The sequence below is a fragment of the Streptococcus sp. CL6.22 genome, from assembly GCF_049738055.1.
Classification (GTDB): Bacteria; Bacillota; Bacilli; order Lactobacillales; family Streptococcaceae; genus Streptococcus; species Streptococcus mitis_DJ.
Window position 1 is genome coordinate 1 of sequence record NZ_JBKOTV010000011.1, and the last position, 19,960, is coordinate 19,960.

Annotated in this window: 19 protein-coding genes, 1 tRNA gene and 1 pseudogene; 5 read left to right on the forward strand and 16 right to left on the reverse strand. The window is 34.9% G+C overall.

Features of this window, described 5'->3' with window-relative positions; translation table 11 throughout:
* The 16 genes and pseudogenes from ACLNCW_RS06725 to ACLNCW_RS06800 all read right to left on the reverse strand — a co-directional run.
* Positions 1-301 (reverse strand): annotated as a pseudogene (locus tag ACLNCW_RS06725) (sigma-70 family RNA polymerase sigma factor); the annotation flags it as partial.
* Between the two features lie 120 nt (positions 302-421).
* Complete coding sequence (gene ftsH / locus ACLNCW_RS06730) at positions 422-2,380, reverse strand: ATP-dependent zinc metalloprotease FtsH (protein WP_247947592.1); 1,959 nt, start codon at positions 2,378-2,380, stop codon at positions 422-424.
* Positions 2,381-2,395: 15 nt separating this feature from the next.
* Positions 2,396-2,938: a hypoxanthine phosphoribosyltransferase gene (gene hpt / locus ACLNCW_RS06735; RefSeq protein WP_000892176.1), complete on the reverse strand. Its 543-nt coding sequence runs from the start codon at positions 2,936-2,938 to the stop codon at positions 2,396-2,398.
* Between the two features lie 4 nt (positions 2,939-2,942).
* Positions 2,943-4,220, reverse strand: a complete 1,278-nt coding sequence (tilS, locus tag ACLNCW_RS06740; RefSeq protein ID WP_084926251.1) for a tRNA lysidine(34) synthetase TilS — start codon at positions 4,218-4,220, stop codon at positions 2,943-2,945.
* On the reverse strand, positions 4,217-5,485 hold the full coding sequence (locus ACLNCW_RS06745; protein ID WP_424845637.1) for a serine hydrolase: 1,269 nt from the start codon (positions 5,483-5,485) through the stop codon (positions 4,217-4,219). The genes tilS and ACLNCW_RS06745 overlap by 4 nt, the downstream gene beginning before the upstream one ends.
* Entirely contained in the window at positions 5,478-5,600 is a 123-nt protein-coding gene (locus tag ACLNCW_RS06750) for an SP_0009 family protein (RefSeq protein WP_000429334.1), read from the reverse strand. Before ACLNCW_RS06750 ends, ACLNCW_RS06745 begins: the two co-directional genes overlap by 8 nt.
* A gap of 4 nt (positions 5,601-5,604) precedes the next feature.
* Positions 5,605-5,973: a septum formation initiator family protein gene (locus tag ACLNCW_RS06755; protein WP_000041905.1), complete on the reverse strand. Its 369-nt coding sequence runs from the start codon at positions 5,971-5,973 to the stop codon at positions 5,605-5,607.
* On the reverse strand, positions 5,966-6,232 hold the full coding sequence (locus ACLNCW_RS06760; RefSeq protein WP_001234973.1) for an RNA-binding S4 domain-containing protein: 267 nt from the start codon (positions 6,230-6,232) through the stop codon (positions 5,966-5,968). The genes ACLNCW_RS06755 and ACLNCW_RS06760 overlap by 8 nt, the downstream gene beginning before the upstream one ends.
* 57 nt (positions 6,233-6,289) lie before the next feature.
* Complete coding sequence (gene mfd, locus ACLNCW_RS06765) at positions 6,290-9,793, reverse strand: transcription-repair coupling factor (RefSeq protein ID WP_424845690.1); 3,504 nt, start codon at positions 9,791-9,793, stop codon at positions 6,290-6,292.
* On the reverse strand, positions 9,794-10,363 hold the full coding sequence (pth, locus tag ACLNCW_RS06770; protein ID WP_000163936.1) for an aminoacyl-tRNA hydrolase: 570 nt from the start codon (positions 10,361-10,363) through the stop codon (positions 9,794-9,796).
* Between the two features lie 73 nt (positions 10,364-10,436).
* A complete protein-coding gene (gene ychF, locus ACLNCW_RS06775; protein WP_004269823.1) occupies positions 10,437-11,552 on the reverse strand; it encodes a redox-regulated ATPase YchF in 1,116 nt (371 codons plus the stop codon).
* Positions 11,553-11,636: 84 nt separating this feature from the next.
* Complete coding sequence (locus tag ACLNCW_RS06780) at positions 11,637-11,831, reverse strand: DUF951 domain-containing protein (protein ID WP_000285186.1); 195 nt, start codon at positions 11,829-11,831, stop codon at positions 11,637-11,639.
* Between the two features lie 64 nt (positions 11,832-11,895).
* Positions 11,896-13,032 carry a DNA polymerase III subunit beta gene (gene dnaN, locus ACLNCW_RS06785; protein WP_000581174.1) on the reverse strand — a complete coding sequence of 379 codons (1,137 nt, stop codon included), beginning with the start codon at positions 13,030-13,032 and terminating at the stop codon, positions 11,896-11,898.
* Between the two features lie 158 nt (positions 13,033-13,190).
* Positions 13,191-14,552, reverse strand: coding sequence for a chromosomal replication initiator protein DnaA (gene dnaA, locus ACLNCW_RS06790; RefSeq protein ID WP_000660620.1), 1,362 nt, complete (start codon positions 14,550-14,552; stop codon positions 13,191-13,193).
* 212 nt (positions 14,553-14,764) lie between these two features.
* Entirely contained in the window at positions 14,765-15,523 is a 759-nt protein-coding gene (locus ACLNCW_RS06795; protein WP_020902614.1) for a ParB/RepB/Spo0J family partition protein, read from the reverse strand.
* Between the two features lie 57 nt (positions 15,524-15,580).
* Entirely contained in the window at positions 15,581-16,762 is a 1,182-nt protein-coding gene (locus ACLNCW_RS06800; protein WP_269794956.1) for a S1C family serine protease, read from the reverse strand.
* A gap of 187 nt (positions 16,763-16,949) precedes the next feature.
* Between ACLNCW_RS06800 and rlmH the strand changes: the two genes are divergently transcribed.
* The 5 genes from rlmH to comE all read left to right on the forward strand — a co-directional run bounded on the left by rlmH (position 16,950) and on the right by comE (position 19,922).
* Positions 16,950-17,429 (forward strand): 23S rRNA (pseudouridine(1915)-N(3))-methyltransferase RlmH, encoded by a 480-nt coding sequence (rlmH, locus tag ACLNCW_RS06805; RefSeq protein ID WP_084862605.1) that lies wholly within the window; start codon positions 16,950-16,952, stop codon positions 17,427-17,429.
* Between the two features lie 43 nt (positions 17,430-17,472).
* Positions 17,473-17,546 (forward strand) — tRNA-Arg (locus ACLNCW_RS06810).
* 166 nt (positions 17,547-17,712) lie between these two features.
* Positions 17,713-17,835, forward strand: a complete 123-nt coding sequence (gene comC / locus ACLNCW_RS06815) for a competence-stimulating peptide ComC (protein ID WP_084862607.1) — start codon at positions 17,713-17,715, stop codon at positions 17,833-17,835.
* Positions 17,836-17,847: 12 nt separating this feature from the next.
* Positions 17,848-19,173: a sensor histidine kinase gene (gene comD / locus ACLNCW_RS06820; protein WP_247930370.1), complete on the forward strand. Its 1,326-nt coding sequence runs from the start codon at positions 17,848-17,850 to the stop codon at positions 19,171-19,173.
* A complete protein-coding gene (comE, locus tag ACLNCW_RS06825; protein ID WP_000866073.1) occupies positions 19,170-19,922 on the forward strand; it encodes a competence system response regulator transcription factor ComE in 753 nt (250 codons plus the stop codon). The genes comD and comE overlap by 4 nt, the downstream gene beginning before the upstream one ends.
* The last annotated feature ends 38 nt before the right edge of the window (positions 19,923-19,960 follow it).

The window sequence follows — 19,960 nt, forward strand, 5'->3', positions numbered from 1 at the left end:
TACCTCCCTCACTGATACGATGACTAATCTCACCTACTTCTTCATAGGGTTCTTTATCATATCTACGCTTCTGGCTTTCCTGCTTACGGATATAGTCTAGGATCCGATTACGGAATTTAGTTTTGAAGTATTTACGTAAGCGTGGGATATCTTCTACTATTCCTTCTTCTCTACTAATCAATTCATGTAAGCAAATCATTCCCTCTTGGTCCCAATCTGATAGCTCCCATAAATGGAGATGATATTCATTTCTACACTTATATACAATCCCCTGGACTTCTTCATATAATTCTTTAAACATAACGTTCCCCTTTCTAGATACAGTCTAACAAATCAAGAACTTAATTGGGACCATTTCGCCTATTCTGTCTCCTTTACCGTCTCAACTGCACAAAAAAGAGAGGTCACGCCTCTCTCAGGGTTATATTTCATCATTCATTTTTGACTTTACTTCATCATAAGATAATGCATGAGATTCCTCTTCTACGGTTTCAGGCATCTTTCCTGTTTCGTAAAGAGCTTTAATTTGTGTACTATCCAATGTTTCGTATTTCAATAATGCTTCTGCAATCAACTTGTGAGTTTCACGATTTGACTGAATAATTTCAGCAGCTTTATTTCGTGCTTCATTCAATAATGAACGAACCTCTTCGTCAATTTCATAAGCTGTTTGTTCTGAGATTGATTTTTGAGGGCTCTGTGCACCAAACATAGCATGATTGCCCTCATATTGAACTGGACCTAGTTTTTCACTCATACCGTACTCTGTAACCATTGCACGCGCCATTTGTGTCGCCTGTTCAAAGTCATTTGAAGCTCCTGTAGTTTGGACATTAAAGATAATTTCTTCGGCTACACGTCCACCCATTAAACCAGCCAATTGCTCTTTCATATCTTCTTTAGATAGAAGCATTTGATCCTCTTTAGGAAGTGCAATCATATAACCACCTGCACGGCCGCGTGGTACGATAGTAACTTTATGAACAACACGAGCATTCGACAAGACTAGACCAACAATGGTATGTCCTGCCTCATGATAGGCAACCAATTCACGTTCTTTTTGTGAAACTGTCTTATCTTTCTTAGAAGGTCCAGCAATAACTCTATCTTCTGCTTCATCAATATCTGAAGCATCAATTATCGATTTATTGCGACGAGCAGCGACTAAAGCAGCTTCATTCAATACATTCTCTAAATCAGCACCAACAAAACCTGGAGTTTGTTGGGCAACTAATTTCAAATCAACATTTTCCGCTAAAGGCTTGTTCTTAGCATGAACTTTCAAGATTGCTTCGCGACCTTTAACATCAGGACGGCCAACCAATACTTTTCTATCAAAACGTCCTGGACGTAAAAGGGCAGGATCAAGTACATCTGAACGGTTTGTCGCAGCGATAACGATAATCCCTTCATTTCCCTCAAAACCATCCATCTCAATCAAAAGTTGGTTCAAGGTTTGTTCACGTTCGTCATTTCCTCCGCCAAGACCAACTCCACGTTGACGTCCAACAGCATCAATTTCATCGATAAAGATGATAGCTGGTGCTGCTTTTTTGGCATCTTCAAAAAGAGAACGAACACGACTAGCTCCAACTCCGACAAACATTTCTACAAAGTCAGAACCTGAAATACTAAAGAATGGTACACCTGCTTCTCCGGCGACTGCTTTAGCAAGCAAAGTTTTACCTGTTCCCGGAGGTCCCTCCAAAAGAACACCTGCTGGAATACGGGCTCCAAGTTTTGTAAATCGTTTTGGATCTTTTAAAAATTCAACAACTTCAACTAGTTCTTGTTTTTCTTCCTCAGCTCCAGCAACATCTGAAAATCTTACTTTAATATCTTCTTTATTTGCAGCTTTAGCCTTACTACGTCCAAAACTCATCGGGTTACGGCTATTATTTCCTCCCATATTTCCCATCATAGAGAATAGGAAGAAGAATAGAATACCGAATGGTACAATGGATACAAGAATATTAATCCACATACCACTCGAACTTTCATGCTTAATAGTTACTTCCGCTTTATGGTCAGAAGCAAGCTTTTGCAATTCTGATACTGTAGTATCTGAAGGAAGAATAATACTTGAAAATTTCTCTACTGTTGTAGCAGAAGGAGAAAAGAACTGAATGCCTGTTTCTTCTTTACTTGTTTTAGGATTTTTATAAACACCTGAAACCTCGATAACACTGCCATTTGGTTGGTAAGTCAATTCTTTTACATTGTCATCGGTAATTTCTTTTACCAATTCTGTATAATTAATTTGCTCACTTTTCCCTGCAACACTACCTGTACTAAAATACTGGTAAGCTGTAACTAGGAAAAAAATAAGTAATAACCATAGAAAAGGATTTTTAATTAAACCATTATTTTGTTTTTTCATTAAAAATTGTTCTTTCTAATTTGAATACACTTCTTCTTTCAATACTCCAACATAAGGAAGGTTACGATAATTTTCTTTGTAGTCTAAACCATAACCTACTACAAACTCATTTGGGATAGTAAAGCAGGTATAGTCAGCCTCAATTTCTACAACACGTCCTTCTGGTTTATCCAACAAGGTTGCAATGTTAACAGAAGCTGCTTCTCTTGCAATAAACATATCTCGCAAATTCTTCAAAGTTTGACCTGTATCAATGATATCTTCTACAAATAAAACATGTCTTCCTTTGATGTCTTGAGTTACATCTTGCTTGATATTGATGACACCGCTACTTGCTGTTCCACCATGATAGCTAGAAACCATCATGAAGTCCATTTCAATATGTGTGTCGATATGTTTGACTAATTCAGCCATAAAAGGAATAGATCCTTTTAAAATCCCAACTAAGATTGGATTTTTTCCTGCATAGTCTTTAGTGAGTTGGGCACCTAATTTTTTAGCAGCTTCTGTAATTTCATCGTGTGAAACGAGGATTTTTTTAATATCGTTTTCTAACATTTTTTTACCTATCTATTTTTTCTATATAAAGTACAGTGTTCATTATATCATTTTTCGTGTTTTTACTCAAATTACTGGTCGCAATTCCCAAAATTGAGACAATTTCACCAAATTGCTCAATAATCAGAGCTGATTTTCGCTTTTCCATAGGGATTTTCAAATCAATAAATAGACGTCTGAGTTTTTTTCTATGCCCATTTTGAATCAAAAAATCTCCTGTTTTTCGATGACGAATGTGTATTGATGTTTCCCGTGAAACAGGTACCTGCTGAATTAATTCACCATCTAAAGGAAGTCCAAAGGAAAATAAATATCCTTGATAAGATACCTGATTTTGATAGTGTAACACAAGTTCATCTTCCTTTTCATCAGACTGAGGACTGATTTTACAAATCCGAAACTGTTGATACTCTTTTACTAATTCATAACCATTTTTAAGCGGATGACGATACTGGCTTTTAGTTTTTAAAATTTGTCTAACTTCTTCAAACTGAGCTTTTGTAAGATTCAAATCTGGAAAACTATTCAGATAAGTTTGAAGTAAAACTCTTTGTGTTGACTCAGAATAAGAAAATAACTGTTGTAAATTTTCCACATCAATATTCTTTGATAATTCAGCTATAGCTAGGTCATAATCTAAAATTTCATTGCCGATGCTTAAGATTGCATCTCTAAATCTAGGATTTTCTTTTTCTAATTCTGGTAAATAAGAATTTCGAATACGATTGCGAAAATAATGATTTTCCTGATTTGATGTATCTTCAAAGTGAAAAATTGGTGGAAAGTCTTTTTTCTGAAAATGCAAGAAGGGACGAATGATTTCTATCTCTCCGACTACTTGCTTCTCCTTAATTCCTGATAGATAGCGCAAACGAGTTCCTCGAATCAAGCGCATTAAAATCGTTTCCACCTGATCATCAGCATGGTGGGCAGTGACTAAAGCTGTCGCACCTGTCTTTTTCATGACCTCTTGAAAAAAATCATAACGAAAATGTCGAGCACGTGCTTCTGAAAATTCTCCTGAAAAATTGCTGATATAAATAGGAAGCTCTGCTTCAGCAGCTAACTTCCTTAATTCCTGTTCTTCCCAATCTGATTCTACTCTCTGCTTATGATTCACATGAGCTAGAATCAATTCAATTTCTAACTCTTTTTGATACGTAGATAACACCTTAAATAGAAACATAGAATCTAATCCACCAGAAAGAGCTAGAACCACCTTAGCATGCTTTTTGAAATATCCCTTCTTGAGAAAATGATTTAAAAAATCTTGTTCCCTCATTTTAGAACCTCATAAACATCTTTGGCTATCTTAGAAATCGTATCATAATCAGAATTTTTAGTGAAAATAGAAAGAACAAATGGAGAATCTGCATAGACAACACCCGTATCATGCTTAAATTCGTCCGCATCTCCAATTTTATGAGCTACCTTCACAGAAACACCTTTGGCAATTCTCTCATTATCAAAATCTGTTTTAGTCAAAGACTCCAATACAAATCCATTTTGATTATAAACAGCTTCCATAACTTTCCCAGCCATTTTAGAAGAAATCAATTTTTCTTTTGAATCCCAATCATCTCCCATAATAGCAGACATCTTGGATTTAAATGTGTCATCAGATTGGTTTGAAATGTAATATCCCAATAAATTATGAGCTACATTATCAGATTCTTTTGATACTTTCGTAATTAAATCCTTTAGAGAATACTCTTTATTATCCTCTTTTTTAGGAAGACTACCACTTCCTTCTGGTTTATAGGAACCTGGAAAATCATTGACTGCAGATATGTATTTTACAGTCGTATCTAACTGATAAAGACCCTCATTTATTTTTTCTTGCGCATAATAGAGATAAGGTAGTTTTAAAACACTAGCTGCATACATCTTTTCATCTTGATTGATACCAGCCTCTTTTCCAGTAGTCAGTTGCTTAACATAAATAGAAAATGAATCCTTCTGATATTTTTCCGATAACATTTCTTGAACTTTACTCATCCGATTATCTTCTTCAGAAGTTGATTCTTTAGCTACCCATCCAGCCTGATCAATATGTAGAAATTCTCTTCCTTCTACAAACATGGTCTTATCAATTGATACTTGCGAATAAGCTGATAAGGATGATTTCACTTCTTTTAAATCATAAGGACTATTGTACAGTTTAAAATCAGATTCTAACCATACTTTTTTTATTGTTGGAGTTACCTCTGATTGATCATATAAAAATCGTTTGTCCGCAGCAATAAATTGATGGTTGGATAACTTAAACACTGGAATTCCTTGTTTATTTAAGCGCCACTCGGTTATTTGAAAACTTGTTTGGGGAGTCAATTTTCCAGTTTCTACCACTAAATCTTCATTCGCATAAACAGGAACTTCTCCATAAACCATAGGAGAATTTAGCTTTTCTCTAAAATAAATACCAAAGTCAGATTGTGAAAGGTAATAAATTTCTTTCGAAGTATAGACGACTTCTTTTTCTGTGCTAACGACTTTTGAAATAGTCAAAAAACTCGGTAGCAACAAAATAATTAAGAACTTACGCATTCTTCCTTTCCTTTTCTTCTTGTAAACGCAATAATTGATTTTTATCAGCCAACTCTTCCAACTTTTCATCCGATAGACTCAAAAATTGCTCAATTACGTCTAATAAATTTTCCATTTTATCACCTTGGAAGCAAGTCAGGAATCGTATAAACAGCTTCCCGATTCTTAGAATAATAATATTTTGCACGCATGTATTTAGCAGCGTAATCTTCATCTTTCAACTTTGTGGCAAAAGCTGTCTCTTTCTCCTTTTCCTCACTCAAGGTTTGATACTGAGTTTGCAAGTCTGATAACTGTTGACGTCTTTGGAGTAATTGATGATAGCTTTGAGCAAGATTATAAGTTGGTAAAATGAACAACAAAATCATCAAAATCAGAACCCAACCCATGAAACGATTACGTTTTTGTCGTTCCTTCATCAGATAGCGACGACGTTGGTGCTCATTTTGAATAAAAGAATTATTCAATTGTACAATATTCTTAGACATTTTCTTCTACCCGTGTTTCACTGATAATTTCATACATGCCCGCTGCATCTTCTTTTTTTGTACTATCTTTCATCTCCAGTACTTTTACAAGTAGCAACTTATTGCCAAAACGAATTTCAACTTGGTCATCAACTTTCAAATCTGTTGAACTTTTGGCCAAAATTCCATTCACCTTGATTCTACCTTTATCTGCCACTTCTTTTGCGACTGTACGACGCTTGATAATTCGTGATACTTTTAAATATTTGTCTAATCTCATCTTTATTACCTCAAATTATTATTGTACCATTTTTATCCATTTTATAGAAGAAAAATGTTATAGGGAATTGCTATCTTTCAACTCTTTTATCTCTAATAAACTTTCTCCAAAAATGAGCAGACCTTCTAAAATTTCATAGTCCTTCTTGTTTCGAACATCGAATATGACTTCCATTAATCCTTTATTCTCAGCTATGGCTGCTTTTAAGTTCGTTGCGGATAAAGCTTTAAAATAATCTTGAGCCAAGAACACTCGCTGAGTAATTTTTTCAAATTGAACTGTAATCTTATTTTCTTTTCTTTCCACACGTTCTACAAAGACCTTGTCCAAATAAGACTTGACCAAACCAATCTCTAAAAGATAGGCTACCACATCTGGGTATTCTCCAAAGCGGTCCATCAGCTCTTCTTGTAACTCTTCATAATTGACACGGTTGTCAATTTGACGAATTTTTTTATAAATTTCAATCTTATGTCGTTGGTCAGAAATATAAGTATCAGGAAGATAAGCATCGATTTGTAAAATCAATTCGGCATTCCCTTTGGTTCTTGTGTTAGCATTCCCGTTTCGTTTAGCAATGGCTTCCTCTAGTAACTGCGAATACAATTCAAAACCAACAGAATCAATGAAACCAGACTGGGATTTCCCTAAAAGATTTCCTGCTCCACGAATCGAAAGATCTCGCATCGCAATCTTAAATCCGGAGCCCAATTCTGTAAATCCTTTGATTGCTTCTAATCTCTTTTCAGATACTTCACTGATTGATTTTTCCGGACGATACATGAGATAAGCATAAGCAATACGATTACTACGACCAACTCTTCCTCTTAACTGATACAAGGTTGACAAGCCCATATGGTCCGCATTTTCAATAAATAAAGTATTGGCATTTGGAATGTCCACCCCTGTCTCAATAATGGTAGTTGTCACCAAGATATCATACTGACCTTCAATGAAATCTAGTAGAGTATTTTCTAACTGAATCTCACTCATTTGCCCATGAACATACCCAATTGAAGCCTCTGGAATCAACTCCTGTAATTCTGAAACCTTCTGATCAATTGTGTCAACTTTATTGTAAAGATAGTAAACTTGACCTCCACGGTCCATTTCACGTAAGACAGCATCACGAATCACACTATCATTCTTTTCCAAAACATAGGTCTGAACAGGATAACGATTAGTCGGCGGAGTTTCAATAACAGACAAATCTCTGATTCCCAGCATAGACATGTGAAGGGTACGAGGAATTGGCGTTGCTGTCAAGGTCAGAACATCTACTTGTTTTTTCAGTTCTTTCAAGGTTTCCTTATGCTTGACACCAAATCGCTGCTCCTCATCAATAATCATTAAGCCCAAATCAGCAAACACAACATCTTTTGACAAAACACGATGTGTTCCAATCAGAATATCAACTTGACCCTTTTTCAATTTTTCAAGTGTTTCAGTCTGCTCTTTTTTACTTCTAAAGCGACTCAACACATCAATATTAACTGCAAAATTTTGGAATCGTTCCTTAAAATTCGTATAGTGCTGTTGCGCTAAAACCGTCGTCGGAACTAGAACGACAACCTGTTTGTGATCATTGACTGCCTTAAAGGCTGCACGCATAGCAACTTCAGTCTTTCCAAAACCAACATCCCCAACTAAAAGTCGATCCATTGGTTGAGAAGCCTGCATATCTCTCTTGATTTCCTCAACACTACGAAGTTGATCATCCGTTTCAACATAAGGGAAGGCATCATCAAAAGCATGTTGATCCTCATCATCAGCTGAGAAAGCAAAACCCTTCAACTGGCTGCGCTCAGAATAAAGTTTGATTAAATCGTCAGCTATATCCTCTACCTGGTTCTTAACTTTTTGCTTGGCTTTTTTGAAATGACCGTCATTTAATTTATTGAGTTTAGGAGCTTTACCGTCACTTGAAACGTATTTGGAAAGTAGATGAATCTGTTCCACTGGGATAGAGATTTGATCCCCGTTTTGGTATTGAACACTGACATAATCACGGTGAATCCCTTTGATTTCAATTGTTTCAATCCCTAGATATTGACCAATTCCATGGATATGGTGAACAACGTAATCTCCTTTTTCAAGTTCATTGTAATCTTTTAATCTCTCTGCGTTTGAAACATGTTGTCTTCGAAAACGACGTTTCAATTTCTTTTGAAAAATCTCATGTTCAGTTATCAATAAAACCTTTTCATCTACAAAATGAAAACCATGTCTGAGATTACCCTCAATTAAGTTTACAGATTCTTTACAAACACTTGACTTATCTCTAGAATCCAATTTAATCTGGTATTCCTCTAAAACATCCTCCAATGTTTTACTTCCCATTGAATTGCTAGACTGCAGGATAATAGTATAATCCATTTTTTTGTATCGCTCAATTTCTTCTTTTAGAAAAGAAAATTGATTGAAAAACTCCTGCATAGGATATTGATTAAATTGATAAATTTGGTCAAACTTGAGATTGCCTAACCCCTTTTGCAGATTAGAGAAAAAGGTAACCGGACTCTGCTTTTTATAGATTTGCTCTGTATCTGCAAAATACTGCATCTCAGAAAATGCTTTACTGTTCTGTAATTCTTCTGTAAAGTATTGTGCTAACTCCCTTTCAAAGACTTCATACTGATTCATCAATTTCTGATAATCATCAAAGAATACTGGGGTATCTTTTTCAATATAGTCAAAAACAGTCCATGTCTTGTCATAACACAAAGATAAAAACTTCCTAGAATCTAAATGCATTTGTTTTTGATGAAAACTTGAAAGAATTTCTTCTAAGTATGATTTTAAAATAGGTGATAACGTTTTTGAAATTTGTTTTTCTAAAGCTGATTGTCCTCGTTGATAATCCTTTTCCCTCAAAAGCATATCACTAGCTGGAAAGATAATGAGTTCTGTCTGATTTTCTTTCGATAATTGTGTTTCGACTTCAAATGACCTAATACCATCGACTTCATCACCAAAAAACTCAATTCGGTAAGGTTCCAACTGGGATATTTCAAAAATATCTAAAATATCTCCTCGCAGACTAAATTCGCCTTGAGTTTGTACTTGTGTAACTTTTCGATAGCCTATCTCTTTTAACTGATGGATAAGTGCGTGTTGGTCATATTCTTCACCAACTGTTATTTTTACAATACTATCTTTAAATGCATTGGGAGACGGTAAAATCAATCGACTTGCTGCGATATTACAAACTAAAATCCCTTTCTTAGATGAATCAGTCAAAAAACGCAAGGCTTCAACCCGTGAAATGATTTTTTCTTGTGAAGACATCAAAAACTCGACCATAGGGGAGTCATCTACCAAAAATGGATAGACAAGTTCCTCACCCAAGATAGATATAAGATCACTAACAAGTCCTTCGGCTTCTCCATAAGTTGACGTCAATAACACAATCTTATCTTCCTGTCTCAAACTACTAGCAATTGCTAAAGTTTTTGTAGAAGTTGACAAGCCTAAGATTAATTGTCTTTTCTTATCTGTCAGATTTTGATGCCATTTTTTTATCTGATCATTTTCTGAGAATAAATCTAATAAGGTCACCATTTATCCGTTATACCTCTGCATCGTTTTTTCAAAGTTTTTCTCTTGTAAATAGTAGTTTACAGAATCGTCAACTTTGTCAATAGACTGTAAAATACCAATATAATCATCCTTGTCAAAAGTACTCAAAACATGGTGAACAACTGACATGCCATTTTTAGGTCTTCCGATTCCAATTTTAACACGATTAAAGGTTTGGGTTCCAATATGTTGAATAATAGACTTGATACCATTATGACCACCTGCTGAACCTTTTGCTCTTAAACGAATTTTCCCAACTTCCATGTCAAGGTCATCGTAAATGATGAGTAAATCTTCAATATCCAAACCATAATAAGTCAATAAAGCATGAACCGCTTTTCCACTTTCATTCATAAATGTCGTTGGTTTGACAAGATAAATTTTTTCTCCATTTAGGAAAAAGGATGCTAGGTCAGCTTGAAATATCTTATCGTGTGTAAAAGTGACATTCTGTTTCTTCGCGAGTTGGTCAATCAACATAAATCCAACATTGTGTTTGGTCTCAAAATATTTATCTCCTGGATTTCCTAATCCTACAAGTAATTTGGTCATTTATTTTTCCTTTCAAAAGCCAAAAGGGTTGGAATTTTTTTCCAACCTAATTGACACTATTTGTTAAATATTATTAGACATTAAAGCGGAATTCCATGATATCGCCATCTTGAACGATATATTCTTTTCCTTCTTCACGCAAGCGTCCAGCTTCTTTTACAGCCTTTTCAGATCCGTATTTCACTAGATCCTCATATGACATGGTTACTGCACGAATAAATCCTTTTTCAAAGTCTGAGTGGATAATACCAGCTGCTTGAGGAGCCTTCATACCACGTTTGAAGGTCCAAGCGCGAACTTCTTTTTCACCAGCTGTGAAGTAAGTTCCCAATCCAAGCAAATGGTAAGCAGCACGAGTCAACTTGTCAACGCCTGATTCTGTCAACCCAAGTGCTTCAAGAAACTCTTGCTTATCTTCATCGTCTAACTCAGAAATTTCTTCCTCAGCACGCGCAGAAATAACGACTACTTCAGCATTTTCTGTCGCTGCGAATTCACGAATTTGTTTAACATAGTCGATAGAGTCAGGTTCTGAAACCACATCCTCGTCCACATTAGCAACATAGAGCACTGGTTTAGTCGTCAAAAGGAAGAGACCTTTGACAACTTTTTGTTCTTCATCTGTAAATTCAATAGTTCGAGCTGATTTTCCATCTTCTAGGACTGGTTTAATCTTTTGAAGAACATTAAACTCAGCTACTGATTCTTTATCTTTTTGCGTACGTGCCATCTTTTCTACACGCGCATAACGCTTATTAACTGATTCTAAGTCAGCAAGAATCAACTCCAGGTTAATAGTATCAATATCTGCAAGTGGATCCACAAAAGCATCTTCACGTCCTTGCTCGCGCATCACATTTTCATCATCAAAAGCACGAACTACGTGAACAATCGCGTCTACTTCACGGATATTAGCCAAGAATTTATTCCCTAGCCCTTCTCCTTTTGAAGCTCCTTTTACAATTCCTGCGATATCTGTAAATTCAAATGTTGTTGGAACTGTCTTTTTAGGAGTGATCATTTCAGTCAATTTTTGTAGGCGTTCATCTGGAACCTCAACCATTCCAACGTTTGGATCAATCGTCGCAAATGGATAGTTTGCAGCCTCTGCTCCTGCTTTTGTAATTGCATTAAATAGTGTTGATTTACCAACGTTTGGCAAACCAACGATACCTGCTGTTAAAGCCATATTTTCTCATTCTCCGTTTTCATTTCAATCCCTAATATTATAACACAAAAAGGGAAAACTTGCTAACCCTCTAACTGAGGGGTTTCAGTCAATAATTTTATTCATTTTTCGATCAAAATCATAGCGCCCCATCATGACAACATGGTCACAATTGCTACATTTAATTTTGATATCTGCTCCTACACGTGTAATTTCCCAACGATTGGCCTTTTTACCTGTTGACTTGATGGTGCAAGCATGTGGTTTTTTCATTTCAACAAAATTTCCAACTTGATACATACTACTCTCCTTCTCTTTTTAGATTATATCATAAAAGAGGCGAGCCAGGCTCAACCTCTTTCACTTAATTTGTACGAACTGGTGTAATGAGCTGCATGAAGTCTTCATCAGTGTCTGCTGGCACAAGAGTAAATGGACGAACAGCTGAGATAAAGCTAATGGTCACCTTTTCGCTATTTAAAGCCTTAAGAGAATCAATCAAGTAAGTTGGGTTGAAACTAATAGTCAAATCTTCACCAGTCACCTGATCAGTATCGATTTCTTCGTTTACTTTACCAACTTCTGGAGAATGAACATGGGCGCTAACAATACCACCTTTAATTTCAAGCTTCACAGTACCATTTTGAGTCGCACTTGATAAAAGGCGAGCACGCTCCATTGACTGACGTAAGTTTACCACATCAAAAGTAATAGTAGTGTTAAAGTCTGTCGGAATCAAGCGATCTGTATCAGGATAGTTACCTTCTAACAAACGAGTATAGAAGCTAATATTTTCGCTTCTAAAGAGGATTTGATTGTTGGCAAAGAAAATCTCTACAGTTTCAATATCGTCTGTAAATACTGCTGAAAATTCGCGTAGAGAACGGCTAGGAATCACGACATCAAAATCATCACTATTTTTTTCAAGAGTCAATTTTTTCTGGCTTAGACGATGAGAGTCTGTTGCAACTGTTTTTAACTCTTTGTGTTGGCTCAATACAAAATGAACACCTGTTAAAATTGGACGACTTTCTTGTGTACTTGCAGCAAAAGCTGTTTCATTGATAATTTTCTTAAGTAATTTTGTTTCAAGAACCAAAGGAGTGCTTGCTGAAATTTCTTGGATTCGTGGATATTGCTCGCTATCTTTTCCTTTTAGGGTAATTTCTGATTTGCCACTAGTTAAAACAATTTGGTTTTGTTCAATTTCTTTAAAATCAAGAGTCACATCAGGTAGACTAGATACCACATTGATGAAGAAAGAAGCTTCAAGAAGGATCGAACCTAAAGAAGTAATTAACAAACCAGCATCTTCATTTTTTTGAGAAATAAAATTTTCAATTGAAATTTGACCATTTGAACCAATTAAAGTAACACCTTCATTGGTTACGTCAATTTTGACGGTTGATAAAATAGGAATGGCATTTTTAGAGCTAATAGCTCTCTTAGTAGTATTTAAGGCTTGTAGAAATAAATTTTTATTAATTGAAAAATGAATCATGGATTCTCCTTTATTTATTTTTAGTATTAGAAGGATAATAGTAATAATAGAGTCTGTGAAATCTGTGGAAAACAGACTTTAAACAAGTCATATCAAGTTTTTGGGCTTGTTTAAAAAATGTGGATAAAAAAGATAATAAAGTAAAAGTTATCCACAAGTTATTTGATTTTCTTTTTGATTGATTCAATTTCTAAACGTAAATTATCGTCTTCATCAATCAAAGATTTAATTTTGGCATGGGCATGAATGACTGTTGTGTGATCTTTACCACCAAATTCCTTCCCAATTTTTGGAAGACTATTATCTGTTAGTTCTCTAGATAAATACATGGCTACTTGACGGGCTAACACAATATTTTGAAGGCGTCTGCTTCCCTTCATTTCTTTGACGCTGACACCATAAAAGTTACCAACTTCATTTTGGATTTTATCAATTGGGATGACGAGCATTTGGCTAACATCTTGTTTGCGTGCCCTAATAGCCTCTGCAGCGATATCGATAGTGATATCCTTAATCTTCTTCACTCGGGCGATTAAAGTGATGTCGTTGATTGCTCCTTCAAGTTCTCGGACGTTTGAATCAAATTGACCAGCTAGGTATTCTAGGGTATCACTTTGGAAATGGTAGTCTAAATTCTCTGTTTTGCTTTGTAAAATGGCAATACGTGTCTCAAAGTCAGGTGGTGTGATATTTTGCGTCAAGCCCCAGCTAAAGCGCGTGACAAGTCTTTCTTCAAGGCCCTCTAAGTGTTTAGGGCTACGATCACTAGTCAGAACAATTTGTTTTTGATTGTTATGGAGAACATTGAAAGTATTGAAAAATTCTTCCTGAGTTGCAACTTTTTTTCCACTCAGCGATTGAATATCATCAATTAACAAGAGATCGAGGCTACGGTAGGTTTTTTTGAACTTATCCATTTCACCCAGTCTCAGATGTTCAAGAAAGTCGTTTATAAAGCTTTCAGCAGGAATGTACTTCACACGCGCATCAGGAATATTTTTCAAAATCTCATTCCCAATGGCATTGAGTAAGTGAGTCTTACCAAGCCCAGGTCCTCCATAGATAAAAAGAGGATTATAGGTCAAGGCCAAATCTTCAGAGACAGCCAGGGCGGCTGATACTGCCCAAACATTTCCATCCCCTTGGATAAAATTATCAAAGGTATACTTTTCTTTTAATCCAGTATCCGAATAAGGAATAGATGCTAACTTTGGACTATAGTCATAGAGAGTTGAATTTGGAGCTTCTTCAACTTGTGGGATAATCGTATCTTGAGGCTTGGTAAAAATATAGTGGGGAGTTATTTCAGCATCATAAATCTCAAAACCAGCTACTACAATGATATCTTTTAGTTGTTTTTTCCAGACCATTTCCATTTCAGATCGTGGTAAAAATATAGTGGCAACATTTTCTTCTACCTTAATGAGTTCAGCTTGAATAGCATAGAAATCATACATGGAACGAGTTAGTCTTTCTTGTGCAAATTCTAATATACGATTCCAAAATTGTTTTTCTTTCAATCCTTTCTCCTCCTTTACTATTTAAAAGTTTAATGCTAGATTTATTTTACCATAGATAGCAAGAATTTTCCACAAGCTGTGAAAAATAATCCACAATGTTATCAAGTTTTATCCACAGGTTGGGGATAAAATCAGAAACTATTGATTTATGAAGCTTTTTTTTGAAAAAAATAGTGGATAACCTTGTGAGATAAAAAAATAAAAGAACAGCCTTATTTCAGGCTGTTGATAATTCTACTGTATTCTTCTTGGTTTGAGAAAGCAATAATGATTTTTCCACTATCTTTTTTAGACAGTTTGATTTCTACATCTAATCCGAGTATTTTTTTTAACTGTTCTTCTTCATTTTGTATGAAATAATCATTTTTTTGCAGTTTCTTTTGTTTTTTCTCTGTCAGAAGAGCTTCTAACTTCCTTACAGAAATGTCTTCTTCTATAATTCGTTGAAAGAAATAGTCTTGTTGTTCCTTATTCAACCCAACTAGCGAACGCGCATGGGCTTGTGATAGTTGGCCATTTTCTACTTCTGAAAGGATCTGTTCTGGCAAGGACAGCAAGCGAATAGAGTTGCTGATATAAGGACGAGACTTGCCCATTTTATCTGCAATTTCAGCATGGGTAAATCCTTTCTCTACAAGAGATTCATAGGCGCGTGCTTCTTCTATTGGATTTAAATTTTCTCTCTGTAAATTTTCAATGATAGATTGGATCATCATCTCTTGATCTGAAAGCTGCTTAACAACAGCTGGGATATACCTTAGACCAGCTAAAAGTGAAGCCCGATAGCGTCTCTCTCCTGCAAGGATTTCATAACCAATAACAGGAGATTGACGAACAATAATCGGTTGAATGACCCCATTTTCTTTGATAGACTGTGCTAGTTCATGTAGTTTTTCTCCATCAAATTCTTTTCGAGGTTGATAGGGATTTTTCTGTATATCTGTGATAGAAATCATTTCAAATTTTTCCATGATTCTACACTAACACATCTTTTATCTTATGTAAAGCTTTCTTTACATAGATGTCAATTAAGATTCTAAATCACCTGAACTCTTGTCAAGTTTAATAGATGTAGTTTCTTCTTTACCGTTACGATAGTAAGTTATTTTAATGGTATCTCCGATAGAATGATTGTAAAGAGCACTTTGTAAGTCTGTTGATGAAGCAATTTCCTTGTCATCTACTTTTGTAATAACATCGTATTTTTCAAGGTGACCATTGGCAGGCATATTACTTTGCACAGAACGAACAACTACACCAGATGTTACATTGCTTGGAATATTCAGTCTTCTAATATCACTTGTATTAATATTTGAGAGATTGACCATTTGAATTCCCAAAGCTGGACGAGTAACTTTTCCGTTCTTTTCCAACTGTTCAATAATATTGATAGCATCATTTGCAGGGATTGCAAAACCAAGACCTTCTACAGATGTTCCTCCATTTGTGGCAATTTTACTTGAGGTAATTCCGATAACCTGTCCTTGAATATTGATTAGTGGGCCACCAGAGTTACCTGGGTTAATAGCAGTATCAGTTTGGATGGCTTTTGTAGAAATGGCTTGTCCATCTTCAGATTTTAAAGATACATTTCGATTAAGACTAGATACGATACCTTGAGTGACAGTATTAGCATATTCAGAACCTAATGGGCTACCGATGGCAATAGCAGTTTCTCCTACGGTTAACTTGCTAGAATCACCAAATTCAGCTACTGTTGTCACTTTTTCTGAAGAGATTTTGACGACAGCAATATCAGAGAAAGTATCAGCTCCGACGATTTCTCCAGGTACTTTAGTTCCATCTGACAAACGAATATCTACTTTGCTGGCACCATTTATAACGTGATTGTTGGTGACGATGTAAGCTTCTTTATCATTCTTTTTATAAATAACCCCAGATCCTTCACTAGAGATTTGCTGAGAATCTGTGTCAGTATCATCATTACCAAATACGCTATTTTGTCTGTTTGCCGAATAAGTAATAACAGAAACAACAGCATCTTTTACTTTGTTAACAGCCTGAGTTGTTGAATTTTCGTTTTTATAGGCAGTTTGTGTAATAGTACTATTGTTGTTAGAGCTACTTACACCACTTTTTTGAGTTAGTTGGTTTATTGAAAAACTACCCAAGGCACCGCTAATAAAGCTAATGACGATAACGACTAATAATTGAAACCATTTTTTGTAAAATGTTTTTTGATGTTTCATATTTACCTCCATATGTTATGTTTGAAATTACTGAAAGTATAAACTGACTAGCTTAATTATAACTTAAAAACAAAAGTTTTTCACAGATTGTGGATAACTTTCAAAAATCTGTGGTTTTCTAGTGAAAATTAACCTTTTATTTTGTGAATAAGATGTGAAAAAATGGAGAATATGTTAGAATAGAGTCATGAAAATTAAAGTTGTAACAGTCGGGAAACTGAAAGAAAAGTATTTAAAAGATGGTATCTCAGAGTATTCAAAACGAATTTCTCGATTTGCTAAGCTTGAAATGATAGAGCTAGCAGATGAAAAAACACCAGATAAGGCCAGTGAATCAGAAAATCAAAAGATTTTAGAAATAGAAGGTCAGAGAATTTTATCAAAAGTTGGTGACCGTGATTTTGTTATTGTGTTAGCCATTGAAGGGAAAACTTTCTCCTCAGAAGAATTTAGTAAGCATTTAGAAGAAGCTTCTATAAAAGGATTTTCTACTCTTACTTTTATTATTGGAGGGAGTCTGGGATTAGCACAGGATGTAAAAAAGAGATCCAATCTCTCTGTTAGTTTTGGTCGTTTAACCTTGCCCCATCAGTTAATGAGACTAGTCCTTGTTGAACAAATCTATCGAGCTTTTACAATACAGCAGGGCTCGCCCTATCATAAATAGAAAATTGACTTTCAATTGAATTTTTGGTAGAATAGCTGTATTAGGTCTCATAGCTCAGCTGGATAGAGCATTCGCCTTCTAAGCGAACGGTCGCAGGTTCGAATCCTGCTGGGATCAATATAGTAGCAAAGCTGGGAATTTTCCCGGCTTTTTTTTTAAAAAAGTACACTTGGGGAGAAAAAAATGACAGTTGAGAGAATTTTATCTAAAATTAAATTCCATTTTGTATAATGGTTTTTGTAAGTTAGCTTACAGGAAAAAAAACATTTTAGGAGATTTTATTATGAAAAACACAGTTAAATTGGAAAAGTTTGTAGCCTTGAAGGAAAAAGAATTGCAGGAGATTCGAGGTGGGGAGATGAGGAGAATAGATAAAATGTTTATTAATTTTCTTAAAAGAAGATAAGGGAGTGTCAGAATGAATTTTTTCTTAGTAGTAGATTTTATATTATATTTTTTTATTATTAGTCACAGTTACAGTTTAATTTGCAAAGGTCAAATAAAAGAAAAGGAACTATACGTTTTTGGTGCTTATACATTACTAGTAGAAATAGTACTTAGCCTTTCCTTTTATCTTCTAAATTTAGATGGGTTAGGAATTGCAACATTTTTATTTCCTTTGGGTTTATATTCCTATTTTCGATGGATTAAACAGTATGAGAGGGATAGAGGACTATTCCTAAGTTTACTACTATCTCTTTTATATGAGAGCACTCATACCTTTCTGTCCGTAACTTTCTCCTCTCTAACAGGAGACAATTTTGTTTTACAATATTATGACCCATTCTTTTTCGTTGTAACGGTATTGACCTATTTTATTATCTTAAAAATCATTCATTATTTCCACTTGGAACTAACCTATTTTGACAAAGACTACCTCTATCCTTTCTTGAAAAAAGTATTTTTTGCTTTACTATTGCTACATATTGTATCTTTCGTTTCAGATATGGTAAGTACGATTAAACATTTGAATAGTTTTGGAAGTATTCTATCATCTATTGTCTTTATATCTCTCCTTCTGACCTTCTTTGCAATGAATTCTCATAAAGAACAAATGGAGAAAGAAATTGCGTTGAAGCAGAAGAAATTTGAACAGAAACATTTACAAAACTATACAGATGAAATTGTTGGTCTGTATAATGAAATTCGTGGTTTTCGACATGATTATGCTGGGATGCTTGTCAGCATGCAGATGGCAATTGACAGTGGTGATTTACAGGAAATTGACAGAGTTTACAATAAAGTTTTAGTCAAAGCAAATCATAAACTGCGTTCAGATAAGTACACTTACTTTGATTTGAACAATATAGAAGATTCAGCTTTACGAAGTTTGGTTGCCCAGTCCATTGTCTATGCTCGAAATAATGGTGTAGAGTTTACACTGGAAGTAAAAGATACGATTACCAAGCTTCCAATAGACCTGCTGGATTTAGTTCGTATTATGAGTGTTTTATTGAACAATGCTGTCGAAGGATCGGCTGATAGTTATAAAAAGCAGATGGAAGTAGCAGTTATTAAGATGGAAACTGAAACAGTGATTGTGATTCAGAATTCATGTAAAATGACGATGACTCCTTCAGGAGATCTATTTGCTTTAGGATTCTCTACTAAGGGAAGAAATCGTGGAGTCGGATTAAATAATGTGAAAGAACTACTGGATAAGTACAACAATATTATTTTAGAAACAGAGATGGAAGGCAGTACATTTAGACAAATCATTAGATTTAAGAGGGAATTTGAATGAAAGTTTTAATTTTAGAAGATGTTATTGAACATCAAGTGAGACTAGAGAGAATATTGGATGAAATTTCGAAAGAATCGAATATTCCAATATCATACAAGACAACGGGAAAAGTTCGTGAGTTTAAGGAATATATCGAAAATGATGAAGTAAACCAGCTTTATTTTCTAGATATTGATATTCATGGAATTGAGAAAAAAGGGTTTGAAGTTGCTCAGTTTATTCGTCATCACAATCCTTACGCTATTATCGTCTTTATCACCAGTCGATCAGAGTTTGCGACTCTAACCTATAAATACCAGGTATCAGCCTTAGATTTTGTTGATAAGGATATCAATGATGAGTTGTTTAAGAAGAGAATTGAGCAAAATATCTTCTACACGAAGAGTATGTTACTTGAAAATGAAGATGTTGTAGATTATTTTGACTACAATTACAAGGGAAATGATTTAAAAATTCCTTACCATGATATTTTGTATATTGAAACGACAGGTGTCTCTCATAAATTACGCATTATTGGTAAGAATTTTGCCAAAGAGTTTTACGGTACCATGACAGATATTCAGGAAAAGGACAAACATACTCAGAGATTTTATTCTCCTCATAAGTCATTTTTGGTAAATATAGGCAATATCAGAGAAATTGATCGAAAAAATCTAGAAATTGTTTTCTATGAAGACCATCGTTGTCCTATTTCAAGATTAAAAATTAGAAAATTAAAAGATATTCTAGAGAAAAAATCTCAAAAGTAATTGACAATTAGCAAGAAATTGATATAATGGTTATATCT

Excerpts from the sequence above, each read along its gene's own strand:
- hpt (WP_000892176.1), bottom strand. The coding sequence starts at position 2,938 with ATGTTAGAAAACGATATTAAAAAAATCCTCGTTTCACACGATGAAATT.
- dnaN (WP_000581174.1), bottom strand. The coding sequence starts at position 13,032 with ATGATTCATTTTTCAATTAATAAAAATTTATTTCTACAAGCCTTAAAT.
- ACLNCW_RS06760 (WP_001234973.1), bottom strand. The coding sequence starts at position 6,232 with ATGAGATTAGACAAATATTTAAAAGTATCACGAATTATCAAGCGTCGT.
- ACLNCW_RS06800 (WP_269794956.1), bottom strand. The coding sequence starts at position 16,762 with ATGAAACATCAAAAAACATTTTACAAAAAATGGTTTCAATTATTAGTC.
- comD (WP_247930370.1), top strand. The coding sequence starts at position 17,848 with ATGAATTTTTTCTTAGTAGTAGATTTTATATTATATTTTTTTATTATT.
- mfd (WP_424845690.1), bottom strand. The coding sequence starts at position 9,793 with ATGGTGACCTTATTAGATTTATTCTCAGAAAATGATCAGATAAAAAAA.
- ychF (WP_004269823.1), bottom strand. The coding sequence starts at position 11,552 with ATGGCTTTAACAGCAGGTATCGTTGGTTTGCCAAACGTTGGTAAATCA.
- ftsH (WP_247947592.1), bottom strand. The coding sequence starts at position 2,380 with ATGAAAAAACAAAATAATGGTTTAATTAAAAATCCTTTTCTATGGTTA.
- ACLNCW_RS06755 (WP_000041905.1), bottom strand. The coding sequence starts at position 5,973 with ATGTCTAAGAATATTGTACAATTGAATAATTCTTTTATTCAAAATGAG.
- comE (WP_000866073.1), top strand. The coding sequence starts at position 19,170 with ATGAAAGTTTTAATTTTAGAAGATGTTATTGAACATCAAGTGAGACTA.
- ACLNCW_RS06745 (WP_424845637.1), bottom strand. The coding sequence starts at position 5,485 with ATGCGTAAGTTCTTAATTATTTTGTTGCTACCGAGTTTTTTGACTATT.
- ACLNCW_RS06780 (WP_000285186.1), bottom strand. The coding sequence starts at position 11,831 with ATGTATCAAGTTGGAAATTTTGTTGAAATGAAAAAACCACATGCTTGC.
- rlmH (WP_084862605.1), top strand. The coding sequence starts at position 16,950 with ATGAAAATTAAAGTTGTAACAGTCGGGAAACTGAAAGAAAAGTATTTA.
- ACLNCW_RS06795 (WP_020902614.1), bottom strand. The coding sequence starts at position 15,523 with ATGGAAAAATTTGAAATGATTTCTATCACAGATATACAGAAAAATCCC.
- tilS (WP_084926251.1), bottom strand. The coding sequence starts at position 4,220 with ATGAGGGAACAAGATTTTTTAAATCATTTTCTCAAGAAGGGATATTTC.
- ACLNCW_RS06750 (WP_000429334.1), bottom strand. The coding sequence starts at position 5,600 with ATGGAAAATTTATTAGACGTAATTGAGCAATTTTTGAGTCTATCGGAT.
- comC (WP_084862607.1), top strand. The coding sequence starts at position 17,713 with ATGAAAAACACAGTTAAATTGGAAAAGTTTGTAGCCTTGAAGGAAAAA.
- pth (WP_000163936.1), bottom strand. The coding sequence starts at position 10,363 with ATGACCAAATTACTTGTAGGATTAGGAAATCCAGGAGATAAATATTTT.